The organism is Amycolatopsis sp. cmx-4-54, assembly GCF_046548895.1.
Lineage (GTDB): Bacteria > Actinomycetota > Actinomycetes > Mycobacteriales > Pseudonocardiaceae > Amycolatopsis.
The window spans coordinates 1-26,068 of sequence record NZ_JAEBEJ010000002.1 but is presented as its reverse complement, the minus strand read 5'-3'; the positions used below and the strand labels follow the sequence as shown (position 1 = coordinate 26,068).

Below are 26,068 nucleotides of genomic sequence, written 5' to 3'. Positions count from 1 at the left end.
TTGCGGGCATGGGCGGCATCGAATTCCTTAAGGGACATGGCACACAGAACGATTTCGTGCTGCTTCCCGACCCCGACGGCCGCCTCGAGCTGACCGAAGCGCGGGTAGCGGCGCTGTGCGACCGTCAGCGTGGTCTCGGCGCCGACGGCGTGCTTCGGATCGTGCGTTCGGCCGCCTTGGGCGTCGAGTCCGGTGGCGAATGGTTCATGGACTACCGCAACGCCGACGGCTCCATCGCGGAGATGTGCGGCAACGGGGTCCGGGTCTTCGTGCGCCACCTGGTCGATTCCGGGCTCGTGTCCGAGCGCGAGTTCGTCATCGGCACCCGCGCCGGCGACCGGCCGGTGCGGATGCACGCGGACGGATCGGTGACCGTGCAGATGGGGCCGGCGACCATCACCGGTACTTCGGTGACCGTGGTCGCGGGGCAGCCGTTCTCCGGCGTCGCGGTGAACGTCGGCAACCCGCACCTGGTGTCGGTCGTCGAGGACGACGTCGACGTGCTCGACCTGCGCGACCAGCCCGACTTCGACTCCGATGTGTTCCCCGACGGCGTGAACCTCGAGTTCATCAACCTGCTGGGCGGCAACGAGCTGAAGATGCGCGTCCACGAACGCGGCGTCGGCGAGACGCGCTCCTGTGGTACCGGCACGGTCGCCGCGGTCGCCGCCGCCCTGCACCTCGCGGGAACCGACACCGGCGAAGCGACCGTCGACATCCCCGGCGGCCGCGTTGTGGTCGATGTGCGCCGTGGCGGGTCCACGCTGACCGGACCGGCGAAGATCGTCGCGCGCGGCGAACTCGACGAAACCTGGTGGGCCGGGCTCGTCTAACCGACCGCGACCGGCTCCTTGGGAAGGTCGCGAAGCTTCCGGATCGGCGAGAAGACCACCCACAACACCGCGGCCGCCTCGCCGGCCGCGGCGAACCACAGCGTTCCCCGGACGCCGATCGTCTCACCCAGCACACCGCCGACCAGCCCGCCCAGCGGCAGCATGCCCCACACCACGAAGCGCACGCTGGCGTTCATGCGGCCGAGCAGCCGGTCCGGGCAGACGGCCTGCCGGTAGGAGACCTGCGCGACGTTGTAGACGATGATCCCGAACCCCGCGATCGCCAGCGCCGCGGGGAACAGCACGATCCGCCAGCCCGGCGCGGCGAGCGGGAGCAGCAACTGGAACGGCCAGGTCAGCAACGGGACGAACCAGATCGAGCGGGCCTGCCCGATCCGCCGCGTGATACGCCCGGCCAGGATCGCCCCGATGATCCCGCCAACGCCACCGGTCGCCAGCACGACACCGACGACCGCCGGCGACAGGCCGAGTTCCCGGTTCAGGAACAGGATCTGCACGGCGGTGAAGGCGCCGTTGGCCAGGTTGGCCGTCGCGGTGCAGGCGACGATCGAGCGCAGGGCCGCGTCGGTGAACACGAACCGCAGCCCTTCGACGATCTGGGGGAGCAGCTTCTCGTCGGCGTGCCGCTCGGGGACCTGTTCGACGGTGCGGATCCGCAGCAGGCACAGCGCGGAGGTCAGGAAGCCCACCCCGGTCATCAGCACGGCGTTGGCCGCGCCCGCCAGCTGCACCAGCCCGCCGCCGACACCCGGTCCGGTCAGGAACGCGACCGACTGGCTGGCCTGGAGTTTCGCGTTTCCTTCGAGCAGATGCTCCCGGCCGACCAGTGACGGCAGATACGACTGGTAGGCGACGTCGAAGAACACCGTCGCGACGCCGACGAGCGTGGCGACCACGATCAGCTGCGTCAGCGACAGCACATCTGTCCACCAGGCGAGTGGAATGGTGAGCAGCAGCGCGGCGCGGACGAAGTCGGCCCGCAGCATCAGCGCCCGCCGCCGCATCCGGTCCACCCACACCCCGGCCGGCAGCCCGATGATCAGGAACGCGATGGTCTCGGCCGCGGTCAGCAGGCCCATCTGGAACGGCGTCGCGGCCAGCACGGTGGCCGCGAGCAAGGGGATCACGGTGTGGCCCGCGAAGGTACCAAGCTGACTGGCCGTGTCACCGGCCCAGAGCCGCCGGAAGTCGGCGTGGAAGAAGAGTGAGTCCTTGCGCACGACGCCACCTTGGCGTGAGTGATTGGAAACTGTCAATCACTTTCCGCTCTAGGCTGTCGCGGTGCCCACTCCACGACGTGCCGCCACCGAGGCCGAGATCGCCGCCATGGCCTCCGGAATAAGGCTGCGCATCATCCGGTTGACCTACTCAGAGGCGCTGACCAACAAGGAACTCGCCGAACGGCTCGATCGTGACCCCGCGACGACGCTGCACCATGTGCGCAAGCTCGTCGACACCGGGTTCCTCGAAGCGCTTCCGCCGAGACGCGGCACGCGCGGCGCGAAAGAAATTCCGTATCGCTCGACCGGGTTGTCCTGGCATCTTGATTCCCGCGACAGGGGAATCGATCAGGCGATCTTCGAGGCCTACCTGGCCGAGATCGCCGACGTGGGATTCGACGAGGTGCAGCAGACGCGCATGGTCGTCCAGGTACCGGACGAGCAGATCGCCGAGTTCGAAACAAGGCTGATGGAGCTCGTCGACGACTTCATCTCGCGGCCGGTCGACCCGGACGCGAAACGCACGGCCATCTACCTGTCGAAGTATCCCAGCAGGTAATGAATTCGGTCCCGCCGCCGAAACGTGGGACCATGGAGGCACGATGACGGAACTGACACACAACGATCTGAACGACGACATGGACCCATCGACCGGCGAACTGGAGCTCGAGGACCGCGCCTCGCTCCGCCGGGTAGCGGGCCTGTCCACCGAACTCGCGGATGTCACCGAGGTCGAATACCGGCAGTTGCGCCTGGAGCGCGTCGTTCTGGTCGGTGTGTGGACCGAGGGCAGCGCCCTTCAGTCCGAGGCCTCGCTCGCCGAACTCGCCCGCCTGGCCGAAACGGCAGGCTCCGAGGTACTGGAGGGCCTGGTGCAGCGGCGGATCCGCCCGGATCCCGCCACCTACATCGGCTCGGGCAAGGTCAAGGAACTGCGCGAGATCGTGACGGCCACCGGTGCCGACACGGTGATCTGCGACGGTGAACTCTCACCCGGCCAGCTGCGCCAGCTGGAGGAGAAGGTCAAGGTGAAGGTCATCGACCGCACCGCCCTGATCCTCGACATCTTCGCGCAGCACGCCCGCTCCAAGGAGGGCAAGGCGCAGGTCGAGCTGGCCCAGCTGCAGTACCTGATCCCGCGGCTTCGCGGGTGGGGTGCGGCGCTGTCCCGGCAGGCCGGTGGCCGGGCGGGCGGCGCCAACGGTGGTGTCGGCCTGCGTGGTCCCGGTGAGACGAAGCTCGAAACCGACCGGCGGCGGATCAGCAAGCGCGTGTCGAAGCTGCGCCGTGAGATCGCCGCGATGGATACCATCCGCGAGACCAAACGCGGTCGGCGGGTGGCCAACGAGGTGCCGAGCGTCGCGATCGTCGGCTACACCAACGCCGGCAAGTCGAGCCTGCTCAACGCGCTGACCGGCGCCGGGGTGCTGGTCGAGGACGCGCTGTTCGCCACGCTGGATCCGACGACCCGGCGGGCACAGACCTCCGACGGCCGCACCTACACGCTGACCGACACCGTCGGTTTCGTCCGGCATCTGCCGCACCAGCTGGTGGACGCGTTCCGCTCGACGCTGGAGGAGGCGGCCGGCGCCGACCTGCTCGTCCACGTCGTCGACGGTTCCGACCCGACGCCGGAAGAGCAGGTCAACGCGGTGCGCGAAGTGCTCGCCGAGATCACGAAGCGCCGTTCCGAGCCGCTCCCGCCGGAGCTGCTGGTGATCAACAAGGCCGACGCCGCCGACGAGGTGTCGCTGGCCAGATTGCGGCACCAGCTGGCCGGTTCGGTGCAGGTGTCGGCGCGAACCGGCACCGGGATCACGGAGCTGGCCGAGGTGATCGCCGAGCGGCTGCCGAGGCCGGAAATCGTGGTCGAGGTGCTGATCCCGTACTCGCGGGGCGAACTCGTCTCCCGCGCCCACGCCGACGGCGAGGTGCTGGAGGAAGAGCACGTCGAGACCGGTACTCGCCTGGTCGTGCGCGGCAGGCCCGAACTGGCCGCGGCGCTGAGCGACTTCCAGACGAACGGCTCGGCTCTGTAACCAAGTCCGTGAAGGCCTCCTTGAGGGACCCAGAGTCCCTCAAGGAGGCCTTCACGGATTCGACGATCGCGACACACGGCCCACAAGCACCAGCAGTCACAGCGGCGGCGCGTGAAGGACCCCTTCCCTCGGCTCAGCCGAGGAAACTCGACCTTCACAGCTTGCCGAGTACGTGAAGGACCCCTTCATGTACTTGTGCGGCCTAAGACACCGGCATCGCGCAATCGCTGGTGGCTGAAAGTGGCCTTCGCGACATTCCGCCCCATCTCGGCATCCGCACCGAACTGCGCGCCGTCCCGGACGTCTCCGTAGTGTGGGGCTTCAGGGGTTCCACGGTACGGAGGTGGATGTGCGGGGGATTGTCGCGGCCGCGGTCGTGCTGGCGGCGTTCATCGGCGGGACGGCTCCCGCCCTGGCGCAGGAGGTCCCGGCGCCGCAGCCGGTGTGCAAGAACAGCGACTCCCGGCTCGGTGAACTTTCCGGCCTGGTCTCCGACGGCGAGCGCCTGTACGCCCTCAACGACGGCGGCACCAAGACGCAGGTCTTCGTCCTCGGCCGCGACTGCAAAGTCCAGAAGGTCATCTCGGCCGCGACGGACCCGTATGACCCCGAGGATCTCGCCCGCACCGCCGACGGCACCTTCTGGCTTTCCGACACCGGCGACAACCGCAAACGGCGGGACACCGTCGCGCTGATCTCGCTGACCCCGCAGGGCAAGGCCACGCTGCACCGGCTCACCTACCCCGACGGGCAGCACGACGTCGAAGCGCTGATCATGGACCGCTCGGGCACGCCGTACCTGATCACCAAGGACGTCTTCGGGGACGCGAAGGTGTACCGGCCGACGGGGCCGCTCGCCAGCCCCGGCCCGACGCCGCTGGAGAGTGTCGGGTCGCTGCAGATCAAGGAGACTTCGACGCCGGGCGGACCGGTCGGGTCCATCGGCTCGATGACGGTGACCGGCGCGGCCTCGATGGCCGACGGCTCGGTGGTCGCGTTGCGCACCTACACGGATGCCTATCTCTACGCCGTCACCGACGGAGATCTGAAGAGTGCGCTGCAGCGCGAACCCGTGCGGGTGCCCCTGCCGAACGAGAAGCAGGGCGAGGCGATCGCCTTCGACCCGGACGGGACGCTGCTGTCCGGCGGGGAGGGCGTCGGCGAGCAGATCCGTGCGGTGAAGGGCGCGGCGGCACTCGCCGTGGACGCGGCGAAATCCGAGGGGCGCACGTCGGGCGGGACCTCCGCGGCCGGTGGCTCTGGCCAGGGGGCCGACTTCCCGTACGTGCAGGTCGGGATCGCGGCGGTCGTCGTGATCGGCGGCCTTCTCCTCGTCGGCAGGCTGCGCAAGCGGCGCGCCTGACCAAGAGGCCGAGGAGTCTGCCGAAGCTTGCCGAGCCTGACCCGGGTCGTGTGACCCGGGATCCCGGCGTGCTCCGGCTCCGGACTACAGCCTGCGAAGAACGGCGACGACCTTGCCGAGGATCGTGGCGTCGTCACCCGGGATGGGCTCGTACGCCTCGTTGTGCGGCATCAGCCAGATGTGGCCGTCCTTGCGCTTGAACGTCTTGACCGTCGCCTCACCGTCGATCATCGCGGCCACGATCTCGCCCGGATCGGCCGTGGGCTGCTGGCGCACGACGACCCAGTCGCCATCGGTGATGGCGGCGTCGACCATCGAGTCACCCGTGACGCTGAGCAGGAAGAGCTCACCCTCGCCGACGATCTCCCTCGGCAGCGGGAAGACGTCTTCGATCGCCTGCTCCGCCAGCACCGGTCCACCGGCGGCGATCCGGCCGACGAGCGGCACGTACGCGGCCTTCGCGGCCGACTGCGGCTGCTCGACGTCGATGCCCATCGGGTTGTCGTCGGTCGCGGCGAGCACCCCCACCGCACGCGGGCGGTTCGGGTCGCGTCGCAGATAACCCTTGCGCTGCAGGGCCTGCAACTGGTGCGACACCGACGAAGTGGAGGTCAGCCCGACCGCCTCGCCGATCTCACGCACACTCGGCGGGTAGCCGAACCGGCTCACCCACAGTTTGATCACGTCGAGCACCTGCTGCTGTCGCACGGTCAGGGTCTCGTCCACCTCGTAGACCTCGGGCAAGGCGCGCACCTTGCCCGAGCGCCTAGGCGCGTTCCCCGCCTTGCTCTCCTTAGCCACCGTATCGCTCCTTCATCTCTGCGTCGCCTCCCAGTACGTCCGGTCGCCCGGACCGACTTCGCGTGTCTTCGCCGGTGGCGGACGATCTTCCCGCCCACGGCACCGGCGGCGTCCGCGCAGCAGACGCCCTGGTCAACGACGTTAGCCCGCCGGGACGACGATTTCAAACATCTGTTCGATGGACACGCCGTGTCGCTCGATTTTTGTCGGTGGGAGGTGGTACACATTCGCACGGGCGTTCGATAGAACGCCTGTTCGATCTTGATCGCCGGGCCGCGGCCCGGCGCGAGCGCAGCAGGAGTTGCGAGGAGGTTCCGATGTCGATTCTGGCCGATCGAGGACTGGTGCGGCCCAGTTCCCCCAGGTCCGTTCCGGCAGGGGTGACCCGGCCCGTGCGGGTGGGGCGGGGCGGGCGTGCCGAGCCCTTGCGTCCGCCGACCAGGGCGCGGGTCGTGGCGGGCCGCCGTCCCGGTGTCGCCACCGTCTCTCCGGCTTGCCCGGCGCCGCGGCGGCTTCCGCTCAGGTGGCCGTCGCTCGTCGGGATGGCCCTGCTCGTCGCCGGGGTCGTCACCGGATTGGGTCTGTTCTTGGCCGGGGTTCCCGGCGCCGCGGTGCCCGAACGGACCACGACGGTGTCCGTTTCCGCGGGGGAGACCCTGTCCGATCTCGCGGCGCGTTTCGCGCCAGGAAGTGACACCGGCGCGGTCGTCGCCAAGATCAAGGAGCTCAACTCCCTGGAAGACGCCGTTCTCGTCCCCGGGCTGCCGCTCACGGTGCCGGTCGCGGCCGAGATCGCGGACGGCGGGAGGTGACTCCGATGTCGTTCTCACCCCTCGTGGGTGAGCTCCTCACCAGTGTCTGATCGGCCCGGCCGTCGCGCTTGCGTGTGCCCGACCTGCGTTCTAGTCTCCACCGCTATATGTAGTAGTTACATGGCTGTAGTTGGTCCATAGCTTGGGGTAGACTCGGTACCAGTTGTCCACAGCTGGCCGGTGTTCACCCACCGGATGTCCACAGATCGATCCACATGTCGATCTTTTCGTCGTTGCGTGGCGGCGGGGACGGGCGTCCATTCGGGGCCGGCCGGCGCGGAGGGGAAGGTGATCGGCGGATGAGGTGCCCGTTCTGCCGGCATGCGGACTCTCGGGTCGTCGACTCCCGAGAGGTGGATGAGGGTCAGGCGATCCGGCGGAGGCGCTCGTGCGCCGCTTGCGGCCGGCGCTTCACCACTTCGGAGACGATGGTGCTCGCCGTCGTCAAACGATCCGGGGTCACCGAGCAGTTCAGCCGGGACAAGGTGGTCCGGGGGGTGCGCCGCGCCTGTCAGGGCAGGCCGGTCGACGACGACGCGCTGCAGCAGCTCGCGCAGCGGGTCGAAGAATCGATCCGGTCGGCGGGGCTGGCGGAGATCCCGAGTCACGAGGTCGGCCTGGCGATCCTGGGCCCCCTGCGCGAACTCGACGGCGTCGCCTACCTCCGGTTCGCCAGTGTCTACCGCTCCTTCTCCTCGGTCGAGGACTTCGAGAAGGAGATCTCGGACCTTCGTGAGGCCATGGCTGCCGCACCGGACGAGAGCGATCAAGACGCGAAAGACGGCTGATGCCGCCTCCCGCGTGGGAGTGAGGGAAAGACCCATGACCGAGACCGTGGGAACAGGTAACCCGGCCACAACGCGGACGAGCGGGAAGAAGAAACAGGCAGGCGGGCTCACCGTCCGGCGTGTCTTCACCACCGAGGGCGTCCACCCGTACGACCAGGTCACCTGGGAGAACCGGGACGTCGTGATGACGAACTGGCGCGACGGTACGGTCAACTTCGAACAGCGCGGTGTCGAGTTCCCCGGCTTCTGGTCGGTCAACGCGACGAACATCGTCACCAGCAAGTACTTCCGCGGCGCCGTCGGCACACCTCAGCGCGAGCAGAGCCTCAAACAGCTGATCGACCGCGTCGTCCGCTCCTATGTGAACGCCGGTCGCGAACACGGCTACTTCGCGAGCCCCGCCGACGCCGAGGTCTTCGATCACGAGCTGACCTGGATGCTGTTGCACCAGGTGTTCAGCTTCAACTCGCCGGTCTGGTTCAACGTAGGCACGACGTCGAAGCAGCAGGTTTCGGCGTGTTTCATCCTCTCGGTCGACGACACCATGGAGTCGATCCTCAACTGGTACCGCGAAGAGGGCCTGATCTTCAAGGGCGGCTCCGGCGCCGGCCTGAACCTCTCCCGCATCCGTTCCTCGCGTGAGCTGTTGTCCTCCGGCGGCACCGCGTCCGGCCCGGTCTCCTTCATGCGTGGCGCCGACGCCTCCGCGGGCACCATCAAGTCCGGTGGCGCCACCCGGCGCGCGGCGAAGATGGTCGTGCTCGACGTCGATCACCCGGACGTCGAGGAGTTCGTGCAGACCAAGGCCCGCGAAGAGAAGAAGATCAAGGTCCTCCGCGACGCCGGGTTCGACATGGACCTTTCCGGTTCGGACATCGCGTCCGTCCAGTACCAGAACGCGAACAACTCGGTCCGCGTCTCCGACGAGTTCATGCAGGCCGTCGAGACCCAGGGCGATTTCGGCCTGCGGTCCCGGACGACCGGCGAGGTCATCGACCGGGTCGACGCCAAGAAGCTGTTCCGCACCATCGCGCGGGCGGCCTGGGAATGCGCCGACCCGGGCCTGCAGTACGACGACACGATCAACGACTGGCACACCTGCCCCGAATCGGGCCGGATCACCGCGTCCAACCCGTGCTCGGAGTACATGCACCTGGACAACTCCAGCTGCAACCTCGCCTCGCTGAACCTGCTCAAGTTCGCCACCGAGGACGGCGGTTTCGACGCGCCGCTGTTCGCGAAGGCCGTCGAGCTGGTCATCACCGCGATGGACATCTCGATCTGCTTCGCCGACTTCCCGACCGAGGCGATCGGCGACACCACCCGCAAGTTCCGCCAGCTGGGTATCGGCTACGCGAACCTCGGTGCCTTGCTGATGGCGCTCGGGCACGCGTACGACTCGGAGGGCGGCCGCGCGCTCGCCGCCTCGATCACGTCGCTGATGACCGGCGTCTCGTATCGGCGCTCGGCCGAACTCGCCGTGGCAGTCGGCCCGTACGAGGGCTACGCGCGCAACGCCGAGGCGCACCAGAGGGTCATGCGCAAGCACGCCGCCGCCAACGAACTGGTGCGGACCTACCACTCGAACGACGCCGCGGTCCGCGCGCTCGCGACCCAGGAATGGAAGCGCGGCATCGAGCTGGGCGAGAAGGGCGGCTGGCGTAACGCGCAGGCTTCGGTGCTCGCGCCCACCGGCACCATCGGCTTCATGATGGACTGCGACACGACCGGCATCGAGCCGGACTTCTCGCTGGTCAAGTTCAAGAAACTGGTCGGCGGCGGCTCGATGCAGATCGTCAACCAGACCGTCCCGCGCGCCCTGGCCGCGCTCGGCTACCAGGGCGAGCAGATCGAAGCGATCGTCGAGTACATCGCGCAGCACGGTCACGTCGTCGACGCTCCCGGCCTGCGCCAGGAGCACTACGAGGTGTTCGACTGCGCGGTGGGGGAGCGGTCCATCGCGCCGCTGGGGCACGTCCGGATGATGGCCGCCGTGCAGCCGTTCCTGTCCGGCGCGATCTCCAAGACGGTCAACATGCCGGAGTCGGCGACCGTCGAAGAGGTCGAGGAGATCTACTTCCAGGGCTGGAAGTACGGCCTCAAGGCGCTCGCGATCTACCGCGACAACTGCAAGGTCGGCCAGCCGCTGTCCACCGGTAAGAAGGAGAAGGCCGAGCCCGAGGCGGAAAAGGTCGTCGAGTACCGGCCGGTCCGCAAACGCCTGCCGAAGAAGCGCCCGAGCCAGACGGTGTCGTTCACCGTCGGTGGCGCGGAGGGCTACCTGCACGCCGGTTCGTATCCGGACGACGGCCTCGGCGAGATCTTCGTGAAGCTCGGCAAGCAGGGATCGACCCTCTCGGGCGTGATGGACGCGTTCTCGATGTCGATCTCCGTCGGCCTGCAGCACGGGATCCCGCTGGAGTTCTACGTTTCGAAGTTCTCCAACCTGCGCTTCGAGCCCGCCGGCATGACCGACGACCCCGACATCCGCATCGCCACCAGCGTCATGGATTACCTGTTCCGCAGGCTGGCACTGGACTACCTGCCCTACGAAAAGCGTTCGCAGCTCGGCATCTTCACCGCCGACGAACGTTCGGCACAGGTCGAGGCGAACTACGGCACGGCACCCGCCGTCGAACCGGAGAACGTCGACCTCGACGCCCTTCGGTCCACTGTGGACTCTTCCGCCGCGGAGCCGGCCAAGGTGGCGCATTCGACGGCGGAGCTGGTCGAACTGAACCTCGGCACCGCCTCCGACGCGCCGCTCTGCATGACCTGCGGCACCAAGATGCGGCCCGCCGGTTCGTGCTACGCGTGTGAAGGGTGCGGCGCCACCTCCGGCTGCAGCTAGGGCACAGCGAATGTCATGAAGGGTCGTTCAGGGCGATAGATGTCCTGAACGACCCTTTCATGACACTGGAGGCGTGTGCGTGACCATCGTTGATCCTTTCGGCACGCTCGGCCGAGCCTTGTGGATCTGCGGCGGCCTATGGGCGGGAAAGTCCACCGTCTCCCGTCTGCTCGCGTACCGCTACGGCATCACCGTCTACCGCCGCATCGCCGACCATGTCCATAGTGGACTGTTCGCCGCGGATCCCGACCCGGAGACCGTCTGGGTGGACACCACTCCCGAACAGATGGCCACCGACACGATCGCCGGTTTCCCGCTGCGGTTCGAATGGGCTCTGGACGACCTGCGCGCGCTGGTCTCCGGACGCCCGATTCTCGCCGAAGGCTGAGGGTTGCGCCCGGAATTGGTCGCGCCGCCGCTGGATTCACCGCGGCGCATGATCGTGATGGTTCCCACGGATGGCTTCCGTGAGCGCCAGCTTCGCGTCCTGCCCCGGGCCGCCGCGGTGGCGCACCGGGTCAGCGATCCCGAACGCGCGCAGCGCAATCGGATCGACCGGGATCGGCTCGTCGCCGAGGACGCCGTCCGCACCGCGAATGAGCTCGGCATCCGCGTACTGCGGGTCGACGGTTCGGAAGACGCCGAGGCGGTCGCGGACGTCGTCGCCGAGCACTTCGGGCCCTACCTGGCCTGAGCGAGATCCAGGAGCAGGACGACCGCGGCCAGCGCGAGCAGACTGCCGGGGATGGCCATGCTGCGGAAGATGCGGGCACGCACGTGGGCGAGGACCGCGCCGATGTAGAACAGCACGAGCCCGGCGGCCGCCGCGGCCCCGAGGTACGGCACCCCGAAAAGGCCGAGGATCAGGCCCGCCGCGCCCGCGGCTTTCGCGAGGCCCAGGGGAACGATCCAGGAACGGGGTACGTCGACCGCGGCGGAGTTCTTGAGAACGAACGGGGCGGACACGAAATCGGCGATCGCCGCCCCGGCGTTGAGCACGATCGTCACGATGGCCACGATGAGATATGCGGTGAACATGCCCACTGGACGAGGTCCGCTTCCGGAACGTGACAGCGGTCAGGGTGATCGGTTCGAGATCGTTTCGCAGGTGACAGGTCTCCGACTTGACGAATGTGCGAAAATCGCACCACACTGGTCCGGTGGAATGGACTGAGGTGGGCGAGCGCGTCCGGGAGAGCCGGTTGGCGGCGGGTATGTCGCAAGCCGGTTTGGCGAGCGCTGTCGGTTTGGAGCGCACGAAGATCGCCAAGATCGAGTCCGGGGGACGACAGATCGATGCGCTCGAGCTGGCGAAGCTGGCTGCCGCACTGAAGGTGCCCATGGGCCACTTCCTTCGCGAGCAGCCGGTGGTGCTGTCGCGGCGGACCAGCCTGGTCGATGACACGGACAGTGCCCTCTCCAGGGACTCCTACCGGCTGGAGGCCAAGCTGATGGCCTGGCTGGACGACCTTCGCCAAGTCATCGCCCTCGGCCTCCTCAAACCGGGCAAGGCGGCGGTGTACGACAGAACCGTCAAGGATCCGCAGGGTGCCCGGGAGGCTGCCTTGTGGCTCAGGAACAGGCATGACCTCGGACAAGAGCCGATCCGGACACTGATGGCGGAGTGTGAACGAGCAGGGCAGTACGTCCTGGTGTCGGACCTCCCCGGCGACGGGGCGTCGCTGATGGACGGGGATTTCGGCGTGTCCGTGGTCAGCAGGCTGGCCGATCCGGGCAGGCGCCGGGCGACCGCCGCCCATGAGTTGGGGCACTTGGTGCTGGGGGACGAATACTCGACCGATCTCGGTGTATCGACTTCTCGCGAAGAGAGGGAACGTGTCATCGACGCGTTCGCGGCGGAGTTCCTGCTTCCGTCCGGCGTGCTGGAGCAGGTGGTGAAGAGCGATCTACGAGGCGAACTGATCAAGCTGTCCGCCGTCTTCCGCACTTCGTGGTCACTTACCGTACGCCAGGCCGGCCACGTCGGTCTGCTCAAGGGAGAGCGACTGACCAAATGGTTCTCCGACGCGCCGACGAGGGCGGAGCTCAGGGATGCCGTCGGCTGGGTTCCGCAGCCTGACCTCGAGGGGGTACGGGTTCCTCCCGCATACGCCCACGCGGTGATGGAGGCTTTGCGGCAGCACTTCGTCACGCCTGCGAGAGCCGTCGAGCTCCTGCACGGAGAGGTCGAGATCGAGGATCTGCCGGAGGTCGAAACGGGTAGCGGCTCGTGACCGCTTCTCGTCCCCTGGTGCTCGACGCGATGTGCCTGAACCATTTCGCGCGCGCCGATCGGCTGGACGTCCTTCGGGACCTGCTGGTCTCCGATGAATGTCGTACTACCTACGTGGTCATCCAGGAACTGCGCCTCGGCTCGGCGGCTCTTCCTGCCCTTCAGGACGCTTTGACCCTCGAATGGATCAAAGTGCACCGGCTCGACACGATCCGCGAACTCGAATGTTTCGTGAAGTGGGCGGAAAGGATCGGGGCGGGCGAGCGGGATCGTGGCGAGGCAAGCGTTTTCGCGGTGGCGGAGCTGGAGGACTGTACGGCGATCACCGATGACCAGGCCGCGCTCCGGGTGGCCAGGCGGTACGGCCTGGAGGTTCACGGAACGATCTGGCTCCTGGCGCGGGCCTGCCGGGATGGGAAGCTGACCGAGGTCGCCGCTGGAAACCTCATCGACTCCGTTCGGGACACAGGCATGCGGCTGCCTTGCACCGGCGCGAGTTCGGCGACTGGGCTCGTGTTCAGGGACTGTTGTGAGGCCCGCTCCCGGAACGTGACAGCGGTCAGGACCGCCAGCGTTCGAGCACCGCGTCGATGGCAGGGCGGATGCGGTCGCGGGCGGCCTGCCGTTCCACGCCCGCCATGAGGAGGTCGTCGTACTCGGTGTCCAGATGCCGGATCGAGGCGACGACGGCGAGGAACACCGCTCGTTCGGCCAGTTCCCGCCCGGCGGCCGACCGCCCCACCCGGCCGCTGCCGCGTTGGCCCGCGTGTTCGGCGATGGCGCGGGCCCGCTCCGGCGGGCAGCCGGGGAACAACTCCGTGATCGCGGTGTGGAACCGGGCGGTGAACTCGACGTCTTCGTGGGCGCGGCGTTCGCGATCCCGGCCGCGGCGTCGTTCCCGGACGTCCTCGTCGGCGAGGCATTGTTCCTCGGCGCCGCGCAGCGCCGCTTCCTCGACCAGAAGCCCTTGCCGCTCACTGCGCTTCCGTGACCGGTTGAAGCGCACGACCACGGCGGAAAGGCGGCTCGCCTTCTTGGCCCGGCGGGTCAGGGCGGTGTCGCCGGCGGGCAGGAAGACCAGGTGGCCCAGGTCGGCGCAGTCGAGGCAGTGCGGCTTCTCGTTCTCCATGAACAGCAGGTCGCCGGTGCCGCCGCAGTCGGCGCACGTCCAGTCCTTCAGCGCCACGGAGACGACGAGATCCGGCGCTTTCCGTTGCCGGGCGAGGACTTGCGCACGTTTGGCTTCGGACAGTCTCGGCATGAGCCACTGCGTCCGGAACAGCGGTTCGAGACCGGCCAGTTCACCCGAAGTCACCCGGAGGACCGCCCGGTCGCGGGTCGCGCCGACATGCTCGATCTCCGAGCTTTCGAGGGCCTTCTCCCGTGTCCACCGGTGAAGCGCGCCGAGGGCGAACTCCAGTTTCTCCGCACTTACCGACAAGGCGGTGGACAGGTCGGGGATCCGGCCCTGCTGCCAGCTTTTGAGCACGTTCTCCGGCAGCCAGCCGATACCGCTCAGGATGTCGAGCGCGGTCACCGATTTCCGTTTGGCCAGCAGCTTTTCCGCCGTCTCGACGACGCGCTGTTCCAGTTTCGTCTCACCCTGCATCGCGGGGAATCCTAGCGATCACGCGGTTTCGGTGCGGGCCCGGGAGGCCCGGATCTTGGCGCGGTTGCCACAGCGCTCCATCGAGCACCAGCGGCGGTTGCCCGACCGAGAGGTGTCCAAGAACAGCAGATAGCAGTCGTCGGCGGAGCATTCGCGGACGCGGCCGGATCGTTCACCCGCGACGAGGCCGATGGCGTCGCGGGCGACGGCGCCGAGGAGTTGTTTCCCGGTGACGGGCGGCGCCCAGGCGAGCTTTCGTGTCTTCGGGTCGACGAGCGGCCTCGGGATCTCCGCGGTCCCGCTGTTCAGCAGGGCGAGATCGTCGTCCGACGGCCTTTCACCACGGGCGAGCGCGGGTGCGACGCGATAGAGGGTGTCCCGGAGTTCCTTGAGCGCGGTGAGCTCGGCGGGCCGGATCCGGACGTCGGTCAGGGGAGCGGTCAGCGCCAGCCTGGAGCCGGTGAACCACTCGGCGAGGGCGGACGGAGTGTGCGCGATTTCGTAGCGCTCGTACGGTCCCGGACCGCCGGTCAGCAGGAGCTCGAGGCTGAGGCTGCCCGGATCGAACCGGTACCGCTCACCCTGGGCGTCGGTTCCAGAAACCAGGTAAGACGGTTACGGCGGAGGCGTGATGATCGGCGAGACGAAGGACGCGGGCTGGGAGATCGGCGTGTCCAAGACGGTGGCGTATCCGCTGGAGCAGGTGTGGGAGTACATCTCGGGTCCGGGCCTGGCGGCCTGGCTGGGTGACGTGCGGCTGGAGCCGGAGAAGGGCGCGCCGTACGAGACGACCGAGGGCACCGTCGGCGAGGTCTGCGGCTACCGCGAACAGGAGAAGATCCGCCTCACCTGGCGTCCAAAGGACTGGGATCACGAGAGCACGGTCCAGGTGGGGCTCCGGCCGGCCGGGCCGGGCAAGACGGTCGTGGTCTTCCATCAGGAGCGGCTCGTCGGCCCGGAAGAGCGCGCCGCGCAGCGTGAGCACTGGCAGTCCGTGATGAAGCTCGTCGTCGACGGCCTCGCCGGCTGATCAGGCGAGCGCTCGCCGCGCCTGTTCGGCCAGAGCGTCGGTGATCCGTTCCGCGCTCAGGCCGAGTTCGCCCGTCTGATGGAGGAACACGTCCGCGGCGAGTGGCGCCAGCAGGAGGTCGGCGAGCGCGTCCGGATCCTTCGCTCTCGCCTGCTCGGCGAGGTGGCGGACGTGGGTGCGCCACAGCCGGTACGGCCCGCTGGTGAAGCGCGAATGCCCGACCTCGGTGCCGAGGACGAGATGGGCGTGCCGGGTGAGCAGCCCGATCATCGCCGCGTAGAACGCGGCCAGCCGCTCGGCGGGCGGTGCGCCGGGGCCCAGCGGGGGAGGGCCGGTGAGCAGCCGCTCCTGTAGTTTCCGCTCGTGCTCGTCCAGCAAGGCGACGGCGATCGCCGAGCGGTCCGGGTAGCGGCGGTACAGCGTCGCCCGGCCGACTCCGGCCGCTTGGGCGATGTCCTCCATGGTGACGTCCGCCGCCGGGCGTGCCGCGAAGAGCTCTTCGGCGGCCTTCAGGATCTTCGCTCGGTTGCGGGCGGCGTCCGAGCGTTCCCGTCCCAGGCCGTTCGCGAGCAGATCTTCCGTCGGCATGTTCGCAGCCTAGGGAATATCCGGACGCGGCGTCCACTTGTACCCGGCGAAGCAAGTGGACGCCGTGTCCACTTCCTGGTCCGGGAGGCCCGATGAGCCACCTTCTCCACCTCGACTCCAGTGCCCGCAGCGCATCCTTCTCCCGCGAGTTGAGTGCTCGCTTCGCCGAGGTCTGGCGTGCCGCGAACCCGGGCGCGGGCTATACCTACCGCGACGTCGCCGCCGATCCGGTGCCGCCGATCGGCAAGGCCTGGACCGAGATCTGCGACGCCCTCCTCCAGGCCGGGATCACCGATCCGGCCGGTTACGCCTCGGTGGTGAAGACGCCGGAGCAGCGCGAGGCCTGGGCGGTCATCGAGCCGCTGCTGGCCGAACTGCTCGCCGCCGACGTCGTGCTGATCGGGGCGCCGATGTACAACTTCTCGATCCCCGCGACCCTCAAGCTGTGGATCGACCAGGTCACGTTCCCGAAGATGTCCTTGGCGGGCAAGGCTTTCGTGGTCGCGGGAGCGCGCGGTGGCACCTACCTGCCCGGCACGCCGCGAGAGCCGGTCGACCACCACGAGCGGTACCTGCGCGACTTCTTCGCCGGGCATTACGACGTCCGGGACGTCACGTTCCTGAACTCCGAACTGACGAACGCTCTCGTCGACCCGCTGCTGAGCGCGCGTGATCCCGAGCGGATCGCGTCGCGGGAACAAGCCCTCCTCGGCGTCGAAAAGGCCGGAAGGGAAGCCTGATGGGCTGGGGAATCCTGCTGCTGGCGGGAGCCGTCGAGGTCGCCTGGTCGCAGAGCATCAAGCCGACGGAGAACTTCACCCGGTTCTGGCCGACCGTGCTGTGCTTCGTGCTCGGCGTCGCCGCGGTCTACCTGCTGTCGAAGGCGATGGATTCGCTGCCGGTCGGGACCGCGTACGCCGTCTTCACCGGCATCGGCGCGGTGGGCGCGATCGTGTTCGGCATCGTGATCCACAAGGATCCGCTCGGCTTCGGCCGGTTCGCCGCGATGGCGTTGATCGTCGGCGGGGTGGTGCTGGCGAAGGTCGCGGAGTGACCTCGGGAAGGGGACTTTCGAGCCGGAAAGTCCCCTTCCCGGCGGGTCAGGCGAGCTTCTCCCACAGGAATTCGAGCATCAGCGCCCATTTGAACGCCAGTTGCTCGTTGTCGGCCGCCGCGCCGTGCCCGCCCTCGATGTTCTCGTGGTACCGCACGTCATGCCCTTGCTCCAGCATCCGCGCGACCATCTTGCGGGCGTGCGCGGGATGCACGCGGTCGTCCCTGGTGGAGGTGACGAACAGGACCGGCGGATACTCGCGTCCGGCGTGGACGTTCTGGTACGGCGAGTACTTCCCGATGAAATCCCATTCCGCCGGATCGTCGGGGTCGCCGTACTCGGCCATCCACGACGCGCCCGCGAGGAGCTTGTGGTACCGCTTCATGTCCAGCAGCGGCACCTGGCTCACGATCGCGCCGAACAGGTGCGGATAGCGCGTCAGCATGACACCCATCAGCAGCCCGCCGTTGCTGCCGCCCTGGATGCCGAGGCGCGCGGGCTCGCTGATGCCGCGCTCGACGAGGTCGGCGGCGACAGCGGAGAAGTCCTCGTACACCTTGTACCGCTTGGCTTTCGTCACCGAGGTGTGCCAATCCGGCCCGTACTCGCCGCCGCCGCGGATGTTCGCGACGACGTAGGTGCCGCCGCGCGAGAGCCAGCCGCGGCCGATGATGCCGCTGTAGCCGGGGGTCAGTGAGACCTCGAAGCCGCCGTAGCCGGTCAGCAGCGTCGGCCCGCCTTCGGCGCCGGAGGGGCGTACGACGAAGTACGGGATCTTCGTGCCGTCTTCGGAGGTCGCGAAGTACTGCGAGACCGTCATGCCCTCGCTGTCGAAGAACGCCGGAGCGCGCTTGAGGACCTCGACGTCGCCCCCGACGTGCCCGTAGCTCAGCGTCGACGGCTGGGTGTAGCCGCTGGAATCGAGCAGGTACTCGTCGCTGACGTCGGGGTCGGTGCCGGTGATCTGCGCGGTGCCCAATTCCGGCGCGCCGGCGAGCGGCCCCGAGGTCCAGCCCTCGGACGGCGTGAGCACGCGCAGTTCCGTCCGGACGTCGGACAGGGTCGAGAGCAGCAGGTGATTGTGCGTCCACACCCAGTACTCCAGGGACGTGTGCGCGTCCGGCGTGAACAGGGTCGTGAAAGTGCGCTCGCCCGCCATGAACGCGTCGAACCCGCAGGCCAGCAGAGCGCCGGAGGGGTACGTCGTGCCTTCGACGGTCCAGTCCGAGCGAAGCCGGATCAGCAGCCACTCGCGGTGCGAAGACGTCTGCGCGTCTTCGGGGACCTCGATGCGGTCGAGCCCAGCGGCCGTCCGCACATACCTTTCCGTGCGGTAGAAGTCGATCGACCGGTAGACGAAGTCACGCTCCCAGCCTCCGGTCGGATCGTGGTGGGCGGACACCGAGACGTCGTCCGCCTTGCCCTCGAAGACCACCGTCGCCTCTTCGAGCGGGGTGCCGCGCCGCCATTCCTTCGCCAGCCTCGGATAGCCCGAATCGGTCAGCGTCCCCGGACCGAAATCGGTGCCGACGTAAACCCGATCGCGGTCGATCCAGCCGATCCTGGTCTTGGCTTCGGGCACGAAGAACCCGTCTTCGACGAAACGGCGCTCGCCGAGGTCGAACTCGCGGACGACTGTCGCGTCGGCGCCGCCCCTCGACAGTTCGACCAGCGCCCGGTCATAACCCGGGCGGAGGACGGCCGCGCCCTGCCACACCCAGTTCTCGCCCTCGACTTCGGCCAGCGCGTCGACGTCGAGGAGGAGTTCCCACTCCGGTGTGTCGTGCCGGTACTGCTCCAGGGTCGTGCGGCGCCACAGACCCCGGGGGTTGGCCGAGTCCTGCCAGAAGTTGTACAGGTATTCGCCGCGGCGCCGGATGTACGGGATCCGGTCGTCGGCGTCGAGGACCTCGCGGACCTCGTCGCGGATCCCGGCAAATCGCTCGCCGCCCGCCAGTTCCGCCAGAGCCTCGGCGTTGTGGGCTCGCACCCAGTCCAGCGCGTCTTCGCCGGTCACGTCTTCCAGCCACAGGTACGGGTCCTCGTCACTCATGCTGACAGTCTCGCCGGGTGCTCCATCCCGGCGCCACCAGGTGTGGCATTCCGTATGCTGTGGACTCGCACGTTTGGGGGACACGATGACCGGCACCGACGAGGTACCCAGACCGTTCGCGCCTTCGCCGCCTCGTCCGGAAAAGCCGCGTGGCACGGGGAACGCCGTGATCGGTCTGCTCATCGTCGCCGCCTTGACCACCACCGGCATGGCGATGGCGGGCGGACCGCGAACGGTCGAGGGCCGGGCCCTCCCGGTGCCCGGCGCGTACACCTCGGAAGGGGCCAAGGCGCCGGCCGGGAACGCGAAGCCCGCTCCCAAGGAGGTGCGGGAACTCGAGACGAACCCGCTGCTGGCGGACGGCGTCGCGCTCGGCGCGGTCACCTGCCGGCTGCCCGCGATCAGCCGCGAGCCCGCGAAACTGGAGACGTACTACAAGACGTTCGTGTCGTGTCTGGCCGAAGCCTGGAAACCCGCGTTGGACCAGGCGAACGAGCCGGCGCTGACGGTTTCCGTGCAGGTGACGCTGCCCGAGACCAGCGCCTGCGGGAAGGCGCCGGGCGAGAACGAGGCCGTCGCCTACTACTGCGGTGGCGACACCACGATCTACGCGCCGACCCAGTGGATGCTGGGCGACGCGGGCCTCGAGCGGTCCCGTCACCTCGCGACGATGGCCCACGAGTACGGGCATCACGTCCAGCGTTCCAGCGGGATCCTGTCGGCGGCCGCGGAGAAGATGTCGTCGCCGGAGGAGAACTCTCCCGCCGACAAGGAACTGGTCCGCCGCATCGAACTGCAGGCGAACTGCTTCGGCGCGCTCGCCCTGGCGGCGGCCGCCGGTCGTGGCTCGATCAGCAGGTCGCTGGCCAACGCCGCCCTCGACGACTACGGCCGCGCCGACGACAGCGACACCCACGGCAGCCGTCGTAACCAGCTGAAATGGGCGAAGGCCGGGTACTCCGGGAAGACGACGTCGGCGTGCAACACCTGGGCGGCCCCGGCCTCGGACGTCAAATGACCGACGACGTGATGGCCGAGATCAACACCGGCCTTCAGCTGCACATCTCCGGTGACCGGGCCGGCGCGCGCGAGAGGTTCGCGGCGTTGTGGAAACGGATCGGCGAGGACGGCGACCCGCTGCACCGGTGCGCGCTCGCGCACTACATGGCCGACGTCTGCGACGATCCGGCCGACGAACTCGTCTGGGATCTCCGCGCCCTCGCGGCGGCCGATTCGCTCACCGACGAACGCGCCAAGGAGTATCACGCGACGCTGGCCGTGCGCGGGTTCTACCCGTCGCTGCACCTGAACCTCGCCGAGGACCACCGCAAACTCGGTGATCACGAGGCCGCGAAGGCCCAGTGGGAGCTCGGGCGGCGCACCCTCGGCGCGCTCGGCGACGACCCGTACGGCGCCGGGATCATCCAGGCGTACGACGCGCTCGCGACCAGGCTCGGTATCGAACCGGACTCTCCGGACTTTCGCGCAGGGCGGTGAAGCCATAACCTGGAGTGACTCAGGTCACCCATCCGGGAGGAGCGCGTATGCGGATTTCCGATCTGTTGCGGACAAAGGGGGCGGCCGTCGCGACCGTCTCGCCGGAGACGAACGTCACCGAACTGCTCGAAAGACTGGCGGAGCACAACGTCGGCGCCCTGGTGGTCGTCGACGACGAGGGCGGGATCGTCGGGATCGTCTCCGAACGGGACGTGGTGCGACGGCTCAACGAGCGCGGGCCCCAGCTGCTCGACGGATCGGTGTCCGCGATCATGACGAAGATGGTCGCGAGCTGCACCCCCGAGGACTCGGTCGATCAGCTGTCGGTCCTGATGACCGAACGCCGCATCCGGCACGTCCCGGTCCTGGTGGACGGCAGGCTGGCGGGGATCGTGAGCATCGGCGACGTCGTGAAGACCCGGATGGAGCAGCTGGAGAAGAGCCAGGAACAGCTGGAGGCGTACATCTCGCAGGGCTGATCTCGGTCCGGCACGTGCGATGAAAGGTCCTTTCCTTGCAAAATTTGCAAGGAAAGGACCTTTCATGGCATCCGCGAGGGACGGCTACTCCCGCCACCCCGCCAGCTCGACCCCCTTCGCGACATCCACCCGGTACCCGAGCGTCACGACGCCCTTCGCGCCCGGAGCAAGCGTCAGCCGCCAGGTGAACTCGCCCAGCTCGGTCCGCTCCACCGGCTCCGGCACGGTGCGCACGTCCCGGACGGTGATCGCGTCGTCCCGGGAGACCGGTGCCTGGTCCAGCACCGTCACGACGGCTTCGCGCGGGCTGTGGTTGACGATCGTCGTGGTGTAGGCGGCTTCCCGCTTGCGGACCCCGGACAGCGTCGCCTTGCTCGCCGTACGGTGCGCGAGTTCCCGCTCGACCCGGATCCGGTCGTCCACGCCGAGGGCGAGTTCGAGTTCCTCACCCGGCGCCCAGACGTCCAACCGCGTGGTGCCGACGAACTCCGTCTCGTGGAACACCGACGCCTTGCCCGGCCGCAACGTGTGCTCCGACGTGTTGACCACGGTCGCCCGCAGGAACGCCTCCGGCGACACCACCGGAGCGGTGACGTAACCCAGTTTCGCGGTCAGCTCCAGCTGCGCGAGCGTCGTGCGGTGCCCTTGCGCCCCCGAGGGGACCGCCACCGGGCGGCCGGGCCGGTAGGTGACCGCGGTGGTGCCTTGTTCGACGGACGCGGTCCGCGCCGCCATCGGGGGTGCGGCGGGAGCCGGCATGCCCACCGACTCCGGGATCCCGCCGCCCGCGGGCGAGGCACTGCCGTACGCCATGCGTGCCATCGACGGCTTGAACTCCGGCACGCGGTCGAGGAACCACGGATCGAGTTCCGGCACCTCGACGGTGTTCGCCGGTCGCGCGGTGGACAGGGCCAGTTCGCATTCCGGCCAGTCCTCACCGGTGTGCTGGGTGATCCGCCCGTACCAGGTCACCGAGACGTCCTCACCACGGACACGCACGTCGTAAGCCGGCTCCCAGCTCGCGTTCGCGACCACATAGGACAGCTCCAGGCCGATCTCCGCGCCGTCCTCCTGGGGCTCCAGCTCGACCGTGACCGTCGCGCTGTCCACTTCGGACGTTCCCTGCTTAGCCTCGATCTCGCGGTCGAGTGCCTTGAGGTCGTCACGGAGCCGGGCGAGGCGGATGCCGAGTTCGCGGCGCTTCCCGAGCGCCTCGGCCAATTGCGTGCCGAGCGCGTCGGTGACCTCGGCGACCCGGGGCGGCTCCGCCGTACCCGCCGCGAGCGCCTTCGCGAAACTCTTGCCGCTGCGTGTCGCTAGCCCGGTCAGCAAATCGACCTTCGCGGTCTCCGCGGCGACGGCGTCCGCGACCTCGTCGACCACCGCCTGATCGGCGCGCCGTTGCTCGGTCAGCGCGCGCAGGGAGGCGTCCGCGGGCGCGGGATGACGCTCGACGGCGACGTCGACCCCGGCGATGACCGCCGGGCCGGAACCGGTGACGCGGACCGAGTCGGTGTCCAGGTTCCACGGCAGACCGGCGAAGGCGAAGCGCGTTTCGCCGTCGAGGGCAGCCGACGCCCGTCTGGTGATCCGGGCGTGGTGCGGGTAGACGGTGACGGCGACGATCGGTGCTTCCAGTGCGCTCGGCATGCCTCCGACGTTAGTCTCTTGACACCTGTTCGGGTGGCCGGAAACCTCAGCTGGGTCTTGCCCGCCCGCCATTGGGGGTCCTGTGAGAGTCGCCAGGCTCGCTGCCCTGTTCACCGCCGTCCTGGTCCTTCCGGCGACGGCGTTGCCCGCCCAGGCCGACGCGCCGCCGGCGCCGGTCTTCAAGGACGGCCAAGCCCAGCCGGTGTTCGACCCGGCGGACGTCATCCGGGAGAACGTCTGGGTCACCGCGCCGGTCGACAGCGACCGTGACGGCAAGGACGACCTCGTGCACGCGGAAGTGGTGCGGCCCCGCGCGACGCAGCAGGGCATGAAGGTCCCGGTCGTCTACCAGGCCAGCCCGTACTACGCGGGCGGCAACGACGTCGCGAACCACAACGTCGACGTCGAGTTGTACGTGCCCGGCGCGAAGCGTGCCCCGGCTGGCCCGCGGATCGCGACGAAGACCGTCGGCCCGAACGCGGCGCCGATCAGCTGGCGCTACCAGGACTACTTCACCGCCCGCGGCTTCGCCGTGGTGTACGGGGAGTCGCTCGGCAGCGGCCAGTCCACCGGCTGCCCGAGCAGCGGCGACGTCAACGAGACCATCGGCGCGAAGTCCATTGTGGACTGGCTGAACGGCCGCGCGACGGCACGCGACGCGGCGGGCAAGGCCGCGGTCGCGGACTGGAGCACCGGAAAGACCGGCATGATGGGTGTGTCCTACAACGGGACGCTGCCCAACGCCGTGGCCAGCACGGGCGTCGAAGGGCTGGAGACGATCGTCCCGATCGCGGCGATCTCCAGCTGGTACGACTACTACCGCAACGACGGTGCCGTCGTCGCGGCCGGCGGGTTCCAGGGCGAGGACGCGGACGTGCTCGCGGACTACGTCCACACGCGCCAGGATCGCGCGGTCTGCCGTCCGCTGATCGACCGGATCGCGGTCGACCAGGACCGGGTGACCGGTGACTACAGCGCCTTCTGGGACGCACGGAACTACCGCAACGACGTGAACAAGGTGCGGGCCTCGGTGCTCGTGGTGCACGGCCTCGGCGACTGGAACGTCAAGACCGACCAGGGCACCCGCTGGTACGAGATGCTCAAGGCGCGCGGTGTCGAGCACAAGATCTGGCTGCACCAGGCCGGGCACTCCGATCCGTACAGCCTCCGCCGCGACGTCTGGCTCGCCACGCTCAACAAGTGGATGTCGCACTACCTCTACGACGTGGACAACGGCATCGAGCGCGAGCCGAAGGCCACCATCCAGCGCGAGGACAAGTCGTGGGTGGACGAGCCGGAGTGGCCGCTGCCCGGCACCCAGGACGTGAAGCTCTACCCGTGGCCCGGCGGCTCCTCGAAGGGCAAGCTCGACACGCGCAATCCCGTTCCGGGCAAGGCCGCCGTCGAGACGCTGGCGGACGACGCGAGCAAGACGATCGAACAGCTCGCCGCCGCGACGTCGTCGGGTAACCGGCTGCTGTACTCGACCACCGCGGCGAAGCAGCCCGTGCGGCTTTCCGGAACCGTGAAGACCGACCTGTCGCTGTCCTTCGACAAGCCGGCCACGAACGTGACCGCGGTGCTCCTCGACCGCGCTCCGGACGGGACGGCGAAGGTGATCACCCGAGGCTGGACCGACCCGCAGAACCGGCGCGACCCCGCTCGCACCGACCCGATCACCCCCGGTGAGAACTACAAGGTCGAGGTGGAACTGGTCGCGAAGGACTATCTGCTCGCGGCCGGGCACAAGATCGAGTTCCTGGTGGCCTCCAGCGACCACGACTACACGCTCCGGCCGAAGCCGGGCGCCGGTGTCTCGGTCGAGCTGAACCGCACTTCGCTGGTGCTGCCGGTGGCGGGCGGCAAGCCCGCGCTGCGCGCCGCTTTCGGCTGAGCTGGCCCGTCTAACGCGCGATGTCCGTGAAGGCCTCCTTCCCTACCTTCAAGGTAAGGAAGGAGGCCTTCACTACGTCGCCGATGTGCCCGTGGCGCCGTCGAGGCCGAGGGGCGTGTTGCGAAAGCCACTTTCGCAACCTCCAACCTGGATCCACCGGTGAATTGTGGTGGTGGGTTGTGTCGTGGTGGGGCAGATGCCCTCTGGCTTGGGATGATTGTTCTTGCGACGGAACAAAATCCATTGAGCGAGAGGGCATCTGCTGGATGCGATCATCTCATGCTGCCGGGTCGGTGTCGGTGAGGTTCGATGATGCGGGTCTCGTGTCGTGCGCGGGGCTGGTGCCGGTGTTGCGGCTGACCGAGGATGTTGATCTTGCCGGGTTGATCGAAGACCGGGTTGACCTGGGGATTCCGGTCGGCGCGAACCCGGGCGCGAAAGCGTTGTCGGTCGTGGCGGGCATGGTGGCCGGGGCGGACTCGATCGAGGATCTGGACGTGATCCGGCATGGCGGGATGCACCGGTTGTTCACCGGTCTGCGTGCGCCGTCGACGTGTGGTTCGTGGTTGCGGGGGTTCACCCATGGTCATGTCCGTCAGCTCGCGTCCGCGACCGCCGAGGCCCTGGTCCGGCTGGCCGGGCGGGTGCCGTCGCTGCTGGCCGGCGTCGAGCAGCTGGCGTTTGTTGACATCGATTCCAAGATCAAAGAAACCTACGGGCATGCCAAGCAGGGCAGCGGGTTCGCCTATAACGGAGTCCGCGGATTGAACCACCTGGTCGCCACCCTCTCCAGCCCGGTCTGCGCGCCGGTGATCCTGACCGCGCGGCTGCGGGGCGGGAACGCTGATTCCCGTCGCGGGGCGGCGTCGATGGTCACCGAGGCGATCCGGCTGGCGCGCCGGGCCGGGGCGACCGGGACGATCGTGGTCCGCGCGGATTCAGCGTTCTTCACCGGCCCGGTCATCGCCGCGGCCCGCAAGGCGGGCGCCTATTTCTCGGTCACCGCCCGGAAAAACACGGCGGTGACAGCGGTGATCGACCGGATCGATGAGGACGCCTGGACCACGATCGCCTACCGGCGCCCGATCCCCGCACCGGAGACCGGGGAAATGATCACCCAGGCCGAGATCGCCGAAACCACCCTGACCGCGTTCACCAATGTCACCGAGAACCCCGGACGCGAGATCACCGCACGGTTGCTGGTCCGCCGCACCCCGAGATTCACCCGAAACGACCAGGGCGAGTTGTTCCAC

General features: G+C 68.5%; 27 protein-coding genes. 19 read left to right on the top strand and 8 right to left on the bottom strand.

Going from position 1 to position 26,068, the window contains the following annotated elements; all coding sequences use genetic code 11:
* The first annotated feature begins 8 nt into the window (after positions 1-8).
* Positions 9-833, top strand: a complete 825-nt coding sequence (gene dapF, locus ACLJQ7_RS05355; RefSeq protein WP_410647042.1) for a diaminopimelate epimerase — start codon at positions 9-11, stop codon at positions 831-833.
* Here the strand turns inward: dapF and ACLJQ7_RS05350 are convergent.
* Entirely contained in the window at positions 830-2,074 is a 1,245-nt protein-coding gene (locus ACLJQ7_RS05350) for an MFS transporter (RefSeq protein ID WP_410647041.1), read from the bottom strand. The genes dapF and ACLJQ7_RS05350 overlap by 4 nt on opposite strands.
* A gap of 61 nt (positions 2,075-2,135) precedes the next feature.
* Here ACLJQ7_RS05350 and ACLJQ7_RS05345 point away from each other — a divergent pair, with 61 nt between their 5' ends.
* The 3 genes from ACLJQ7_RS05345 (at position 2,136) to ACLJQ7_RS05335 (ending at position 5,476) form a co-directional block, all read left to right on the top strand.
* On the top strand, positions 2,136-2,633 hold the full coding sequence (locus tag ACLJQ7_RS05345) for an ArsR/SmtB family transcription factor (RefSeq protein WP_034311941.1): 498 nt from the start codon (positions 2,136-2,138) through the stop codon (positions 2,631-2,633).
* Positions 2,634-2,676: 43 nt separating this feature from the next.
* Positions 2,677-4,113, top strand: a complete 1,437-nt coding sequence (gene hflX / locus ACLJQ7_RS05340; RefSeq protein WP_410647040.1) for a GTPase HflX — start codon at positions 2,677-2,679, stop codon at positions 4,111-4,113.
* Between the two features lie 349 nt (positions 4,114-4,462).
* Positions 4,463-5,476 carry a hypothetical protein gene (locus ACLJQ7_RS05335; RefSeq protein WP_410647039.1) on the top strand — a complete coding sequence of 338 codons (1,014 nt, stop codon included), beginning with the start codon at positions 4,463-4,465 and terminating at the stop codon, positions 5,474-5,476.
* 84 nt (positions 5,477-5,560) lie between these two features.
* Here ACLJQ7_RS05335 and lexA read toward each other — a convergent pair whose 3' ends face one another.
* Positions 5,561-6,277, bottom strand: coding sequence for a transcriptional repressor LexA (lexA, locus tag ACLJQ7_RS05330; protein ID WP_410647038.1), 717 nt, complete (start codon positions 6,275-6,277; stop codon positions 5,561-5,563).
* Between the two features lie 317 nt (positions 6,278-6,594).
* Here lexA and ACLJQ7_RS05325 point away from each other — a divergent pair, with 317 nt between their 5' ends.
* The 5 genes from ACLJQ7_RS05325 to ACLJQ7_RS05305 all read left to right on the top strand — a co-directional run bounded on the left by ACLJQ7_RS05325 (position 6,595) and on the right by ACLJQ7_RS05305 (position 11,422).
* Positions 6,595-7,089, top strand: coding sequence for a LysM peptidoglycan-binding domain-containing protein (locus ACLJQ7_RS05325; protein WP_410647037.1), 495 nt, complete (start codon positions 6,595-6,597; stop codon positions 7,087-7,089).
* Positions 7,090-7,388: 299 nt separating this feature from the next.
* The gene (gene nrdR, locus ACLJQ7_RS05320) at positions 7,389-7,877 is read left to right on the top strand and encodes a transcriptional regulator NrdR (protein WP_037304189.1); all 489 of its coding nucleotides are present in this window, start codon (positions 7,389-7,391) and stop codon (positions 7,875-7,877) included.
* Positions 7,878-7,911: 34 nt separating this feature from the next.
* Positions 7,912-10,728 (top strand): vitamin B12-dependent ribonucleotide reductase, encoded by a 2,817-nt coding sequence (locus ACLJQ7_RS05315; RefSeq protein WP_410647036.1) that lies wholly within the window; start codon positions 7,912-7,914, stop codon positions 10,726-10,728.
* A gap of 79 nt (positions 10,729-10,807) precedes the next feature.
* Positions 10,808-11,116, top strand: coding sequence for a hypothetical protein (locus ACLJQ7_RS05310; protein ID WP_410647035.1), 309 nt, complete (start codon positions 10,808-10,810; stop codon positions 11,114-11,116).
* A gap of 57 nt (positions 11,117-11,173) precedes the next feature.
* Positions 11,174-11,422, top strand: a complete 249-nt coding sequence (locus ACLJQ7_RS05305; protein ID WP_410647034.1) for a hypothetical protein — start codon at positions 11,174-11,176, stop codon at positions 11,420-11,422.
* Here ACLJQ7_RS05305 and ACLJQ7_RS05300 read toward each other — a convergent pair.
* Positions 11,410-11,766 carry a DoxX family protein gene (locus ACLJQ7_RS05300; protein ID WP_410647033.1) on the bottom strand — a complete coding sequence of 119 codons (357 nt, stop codon included), beginning with the start codon at positions 11,764-11,766 and terminating at the stop codon, positions 11,410-11,412. The two genes, ACLJQ7_RS05305 and ACLJQ7_RS05300, sit on opposite strands and share 13 nt — an antisense overlap.
* 122 nt (positions 11,767-11,888) lie before the next feature.
* Between ACLJQ7_RS05300 and ACLJQ7_RS05295 the strand changes: the two genes are divergently transcribed.
* Both ACLJQ7_RS05295 and ACLJQ7_RS05290 read left to right on the top strand, forming a co-directional pair.
* Positions 11,889-12,962, top strand: a complete 1,074-nt coding sequence (locus ACLJQ7_RS05295; protein WP_410647032.1) for an ImmA/IrrE family metallo-endopeptidase — start codon at positions 11,889-11,891, stop codon at positions 12,960-12,962.
* Positions 12,963-12,979: 17 nt separating this feature from the next.
* Positions 12,980-13,603: a hypothetical protein gene (locus ACLJQ7_RS05290; RefSeq protein ID WP_410647031.1), complete on the top strand. Its 624-nt coding sequence runs from the start codon at positions 12,980-12,982 to the stop codon at positions 13,601-13,603.
* Here the strand turns inward: ACLJQ7_RS05290 and ACLJQ7_RS05285 are convergent.
* Positions 13,521-14,570, bottom strand: coding sequence for a DUF2293 domain-containing protein (locus ACLJQ7_RS05285; protein ID WP_410647030.1), 1,050 nt, complete (start codon positions 14,568-14,570; stop codon positions 13,521-13,523). The two genes, ACLJQ7_RS05290 and ACLJQ7_RS05285, sit on opposite strands and share 83 nt — an antisense overlap.
* 18 nt (positions 14,571-14,588) lie before the next feature.
* The gene (locus ACLJQ7_RS05280) at positions 14,589-15,176 is read right to left on the bottom strand and encodes a CGNR zinc finger domain-containing protein (protein WP_410647836.1); all 588 of its coding nucleotides are present in this window, start codon (positions 15,174-15,176) and stop codon (positions 14,589-14,591) included.
* A 25-nt stretch (positions 15,177-15,201) separates the two neighbouring features.
* Here ACLJQ7_RS05280 and ACLJQ7_RS05275 point away from each other — a divergent pair, with 25 nt between their 5' ends.
* The gene (locus tag ACLJQ7_RS05275) at positions 15,202-15,600 is read left to right on the top strand and encodes an SRPBCC domain-containing protein (RefSeq protein WP_410647029.1); all 399 of its coding nucleotides are present in this window, start codon (positions 15,202-15,204) and stop codon (positions 15,598-15,600) included.
* On the opposite strand, the gene ACLJQ7_RS05270 is transcribed toward ACLJQ7_RS05275, so the two are convergent.
* Positions 15,601-16,188, bottom strand: a complete 588-nt coding sequence (locus ACLJQ7_RS05270) for a TetR/AcrR family transcriptional regulator (protein WP_410647028.1) — start codon at positions 16,186-16,188, stop codon at positions 15,601-15,603.
* Positions 16,189-16,280: 92 nt separating this feature from the next.
* Between ACLJQ7_RS05270 and ACLJQ7_RS05265 the strand changes: the two genes are divergently transcribed.
* Both ACLJQ7_RS05265 and ACLJQ7_RS05260 read left to right on the top strand, forming a co-directional pair.
* Positions 16,281-16,928, top strand: coding sequence for an FMN-dependent NADH-azoreductase (locus tag ACLJQ7_RS05265; RefSeq protein ID WP_410647027.1), 648 nt, complete (start codon positions 16,281-16,283; stop codon positions 16,926-16,928).
* A complete protein-coding gene (locus ACLJQ7_RS05260) occupies positions 16,928-17,242 on the top strand; it encodes a DMT family transporter (protein ID WP_410647026.1) in 315 nt (104 codons plus the stop codon). The genes ACLJQ7_RS05265 and ACLJQ7_RS05260 overlap by 1 nt, the downstream gene beginning before the upstream one ends.
* A gap of 46 nt (positions 17,243-17,288) precedes the next feature.
* Here the strand turns inward: ACLJQ7_RS05260 and ACLJQ7_RS05255 are convergent, their stop codons facing one another.
* Entirely contained in the window at positions 17,289-19,295 is a 2,007-nt protein-coding gene (locus ACLJQ7_RS05255) for a prolyl oligopeptidase family serine peptidase (RefSeq protein WP_410647025.1), read from the bottom strand.
* An 85-nt stretch (positions 19,296-19,380) separates the two neighbouring features.
* On the opposite strand from ACLJQ7_RS05255, the gene ACLJQ7_RS05250 reads away from it, so the two are divergent.
* Genes ACLJQ7_RS05250 through ACLJQ7_RS05240 form a run of 3 tightly spaced genes read left to right on the top strand, consistent with a single transcriptional unit; the run spans position 19,381 to position 21,271 of the window.
* Entirely contained in the window at positions 19,381-20,313 is a 933-nt protein-coding gene (locus tag ACLJQ7_RS05250; RefSeq protein ID WP_410647024.1) for a neutral zinc metallopeptidase, read from the top strand.
* Entirely contained in the window at positions 20,310-20,792 is a 483-nt protein-coding gene (locus tag ACLJQ7_RS05245; RefSeq protein ID WP_410647023.1) for a hypothetical protein, read from the top strand. Before ACLJQ7_RS05250 ends, ACLJQ7_RS05245 begins: the two co-directional genes overlap by 4 nt.
* A 47-nt stretch (positions 20,793-20,839) precedes the next feature.
* A complete protein-coding gene (locus ACLJQ7_RS05240) occupies positions 20,840-21,271 on the top strand; it encodes a CBS domain-containing protein (RefSeq protein WP_410647022.1) in 432 nt (143 codons plus the stop codon).
* Between the two features lie 84 nt (positions 21,272-21,355).
* Here the strand turns inward: ACLJQ7_RS05240 and ACLJQ7_RS05235 are convergent, their stop codons facing one another.
* On the bottom strand, positions 21,356-22,921 hold the full coding sequence (locus ACLJQ7_RS05235; RefSeq protein ID WP_410647021.1) for a DUF4139 domain-containing protein: 1,566 nt from the start codon (positions 22,919-22,921) through the stop codon (positions 21,356-21,358).
* 82 nt (positions 22,922-23,003) lie between these two features.
* Here ACLJQ7_RS05235 and ACLJQ7_RS05230 point away from each other — a divergent pair, with 82 nt between their 5' ends.
* Positions 23,004-24,815, top strand: coding sequence for a Xaa-Pro dipeptidyl-peptidase (locus tag ACLJQ7_RS05230; RefSeq protein ID WP_410647020.1), 1,812 nt, complete (start codon positions 23,004-23,006; stop codon positions 24,813-24,815).
* Between the two features lie 299 nt (positions 24,816-25,114).
* A partial coding sequence (locus ACLJQ7_RS05225) for an IS1380 family transposase (protein WP_410647019.1) occupies positions 25,115-26,068 on the top strand: 954 nt, incomplete at its 3' end.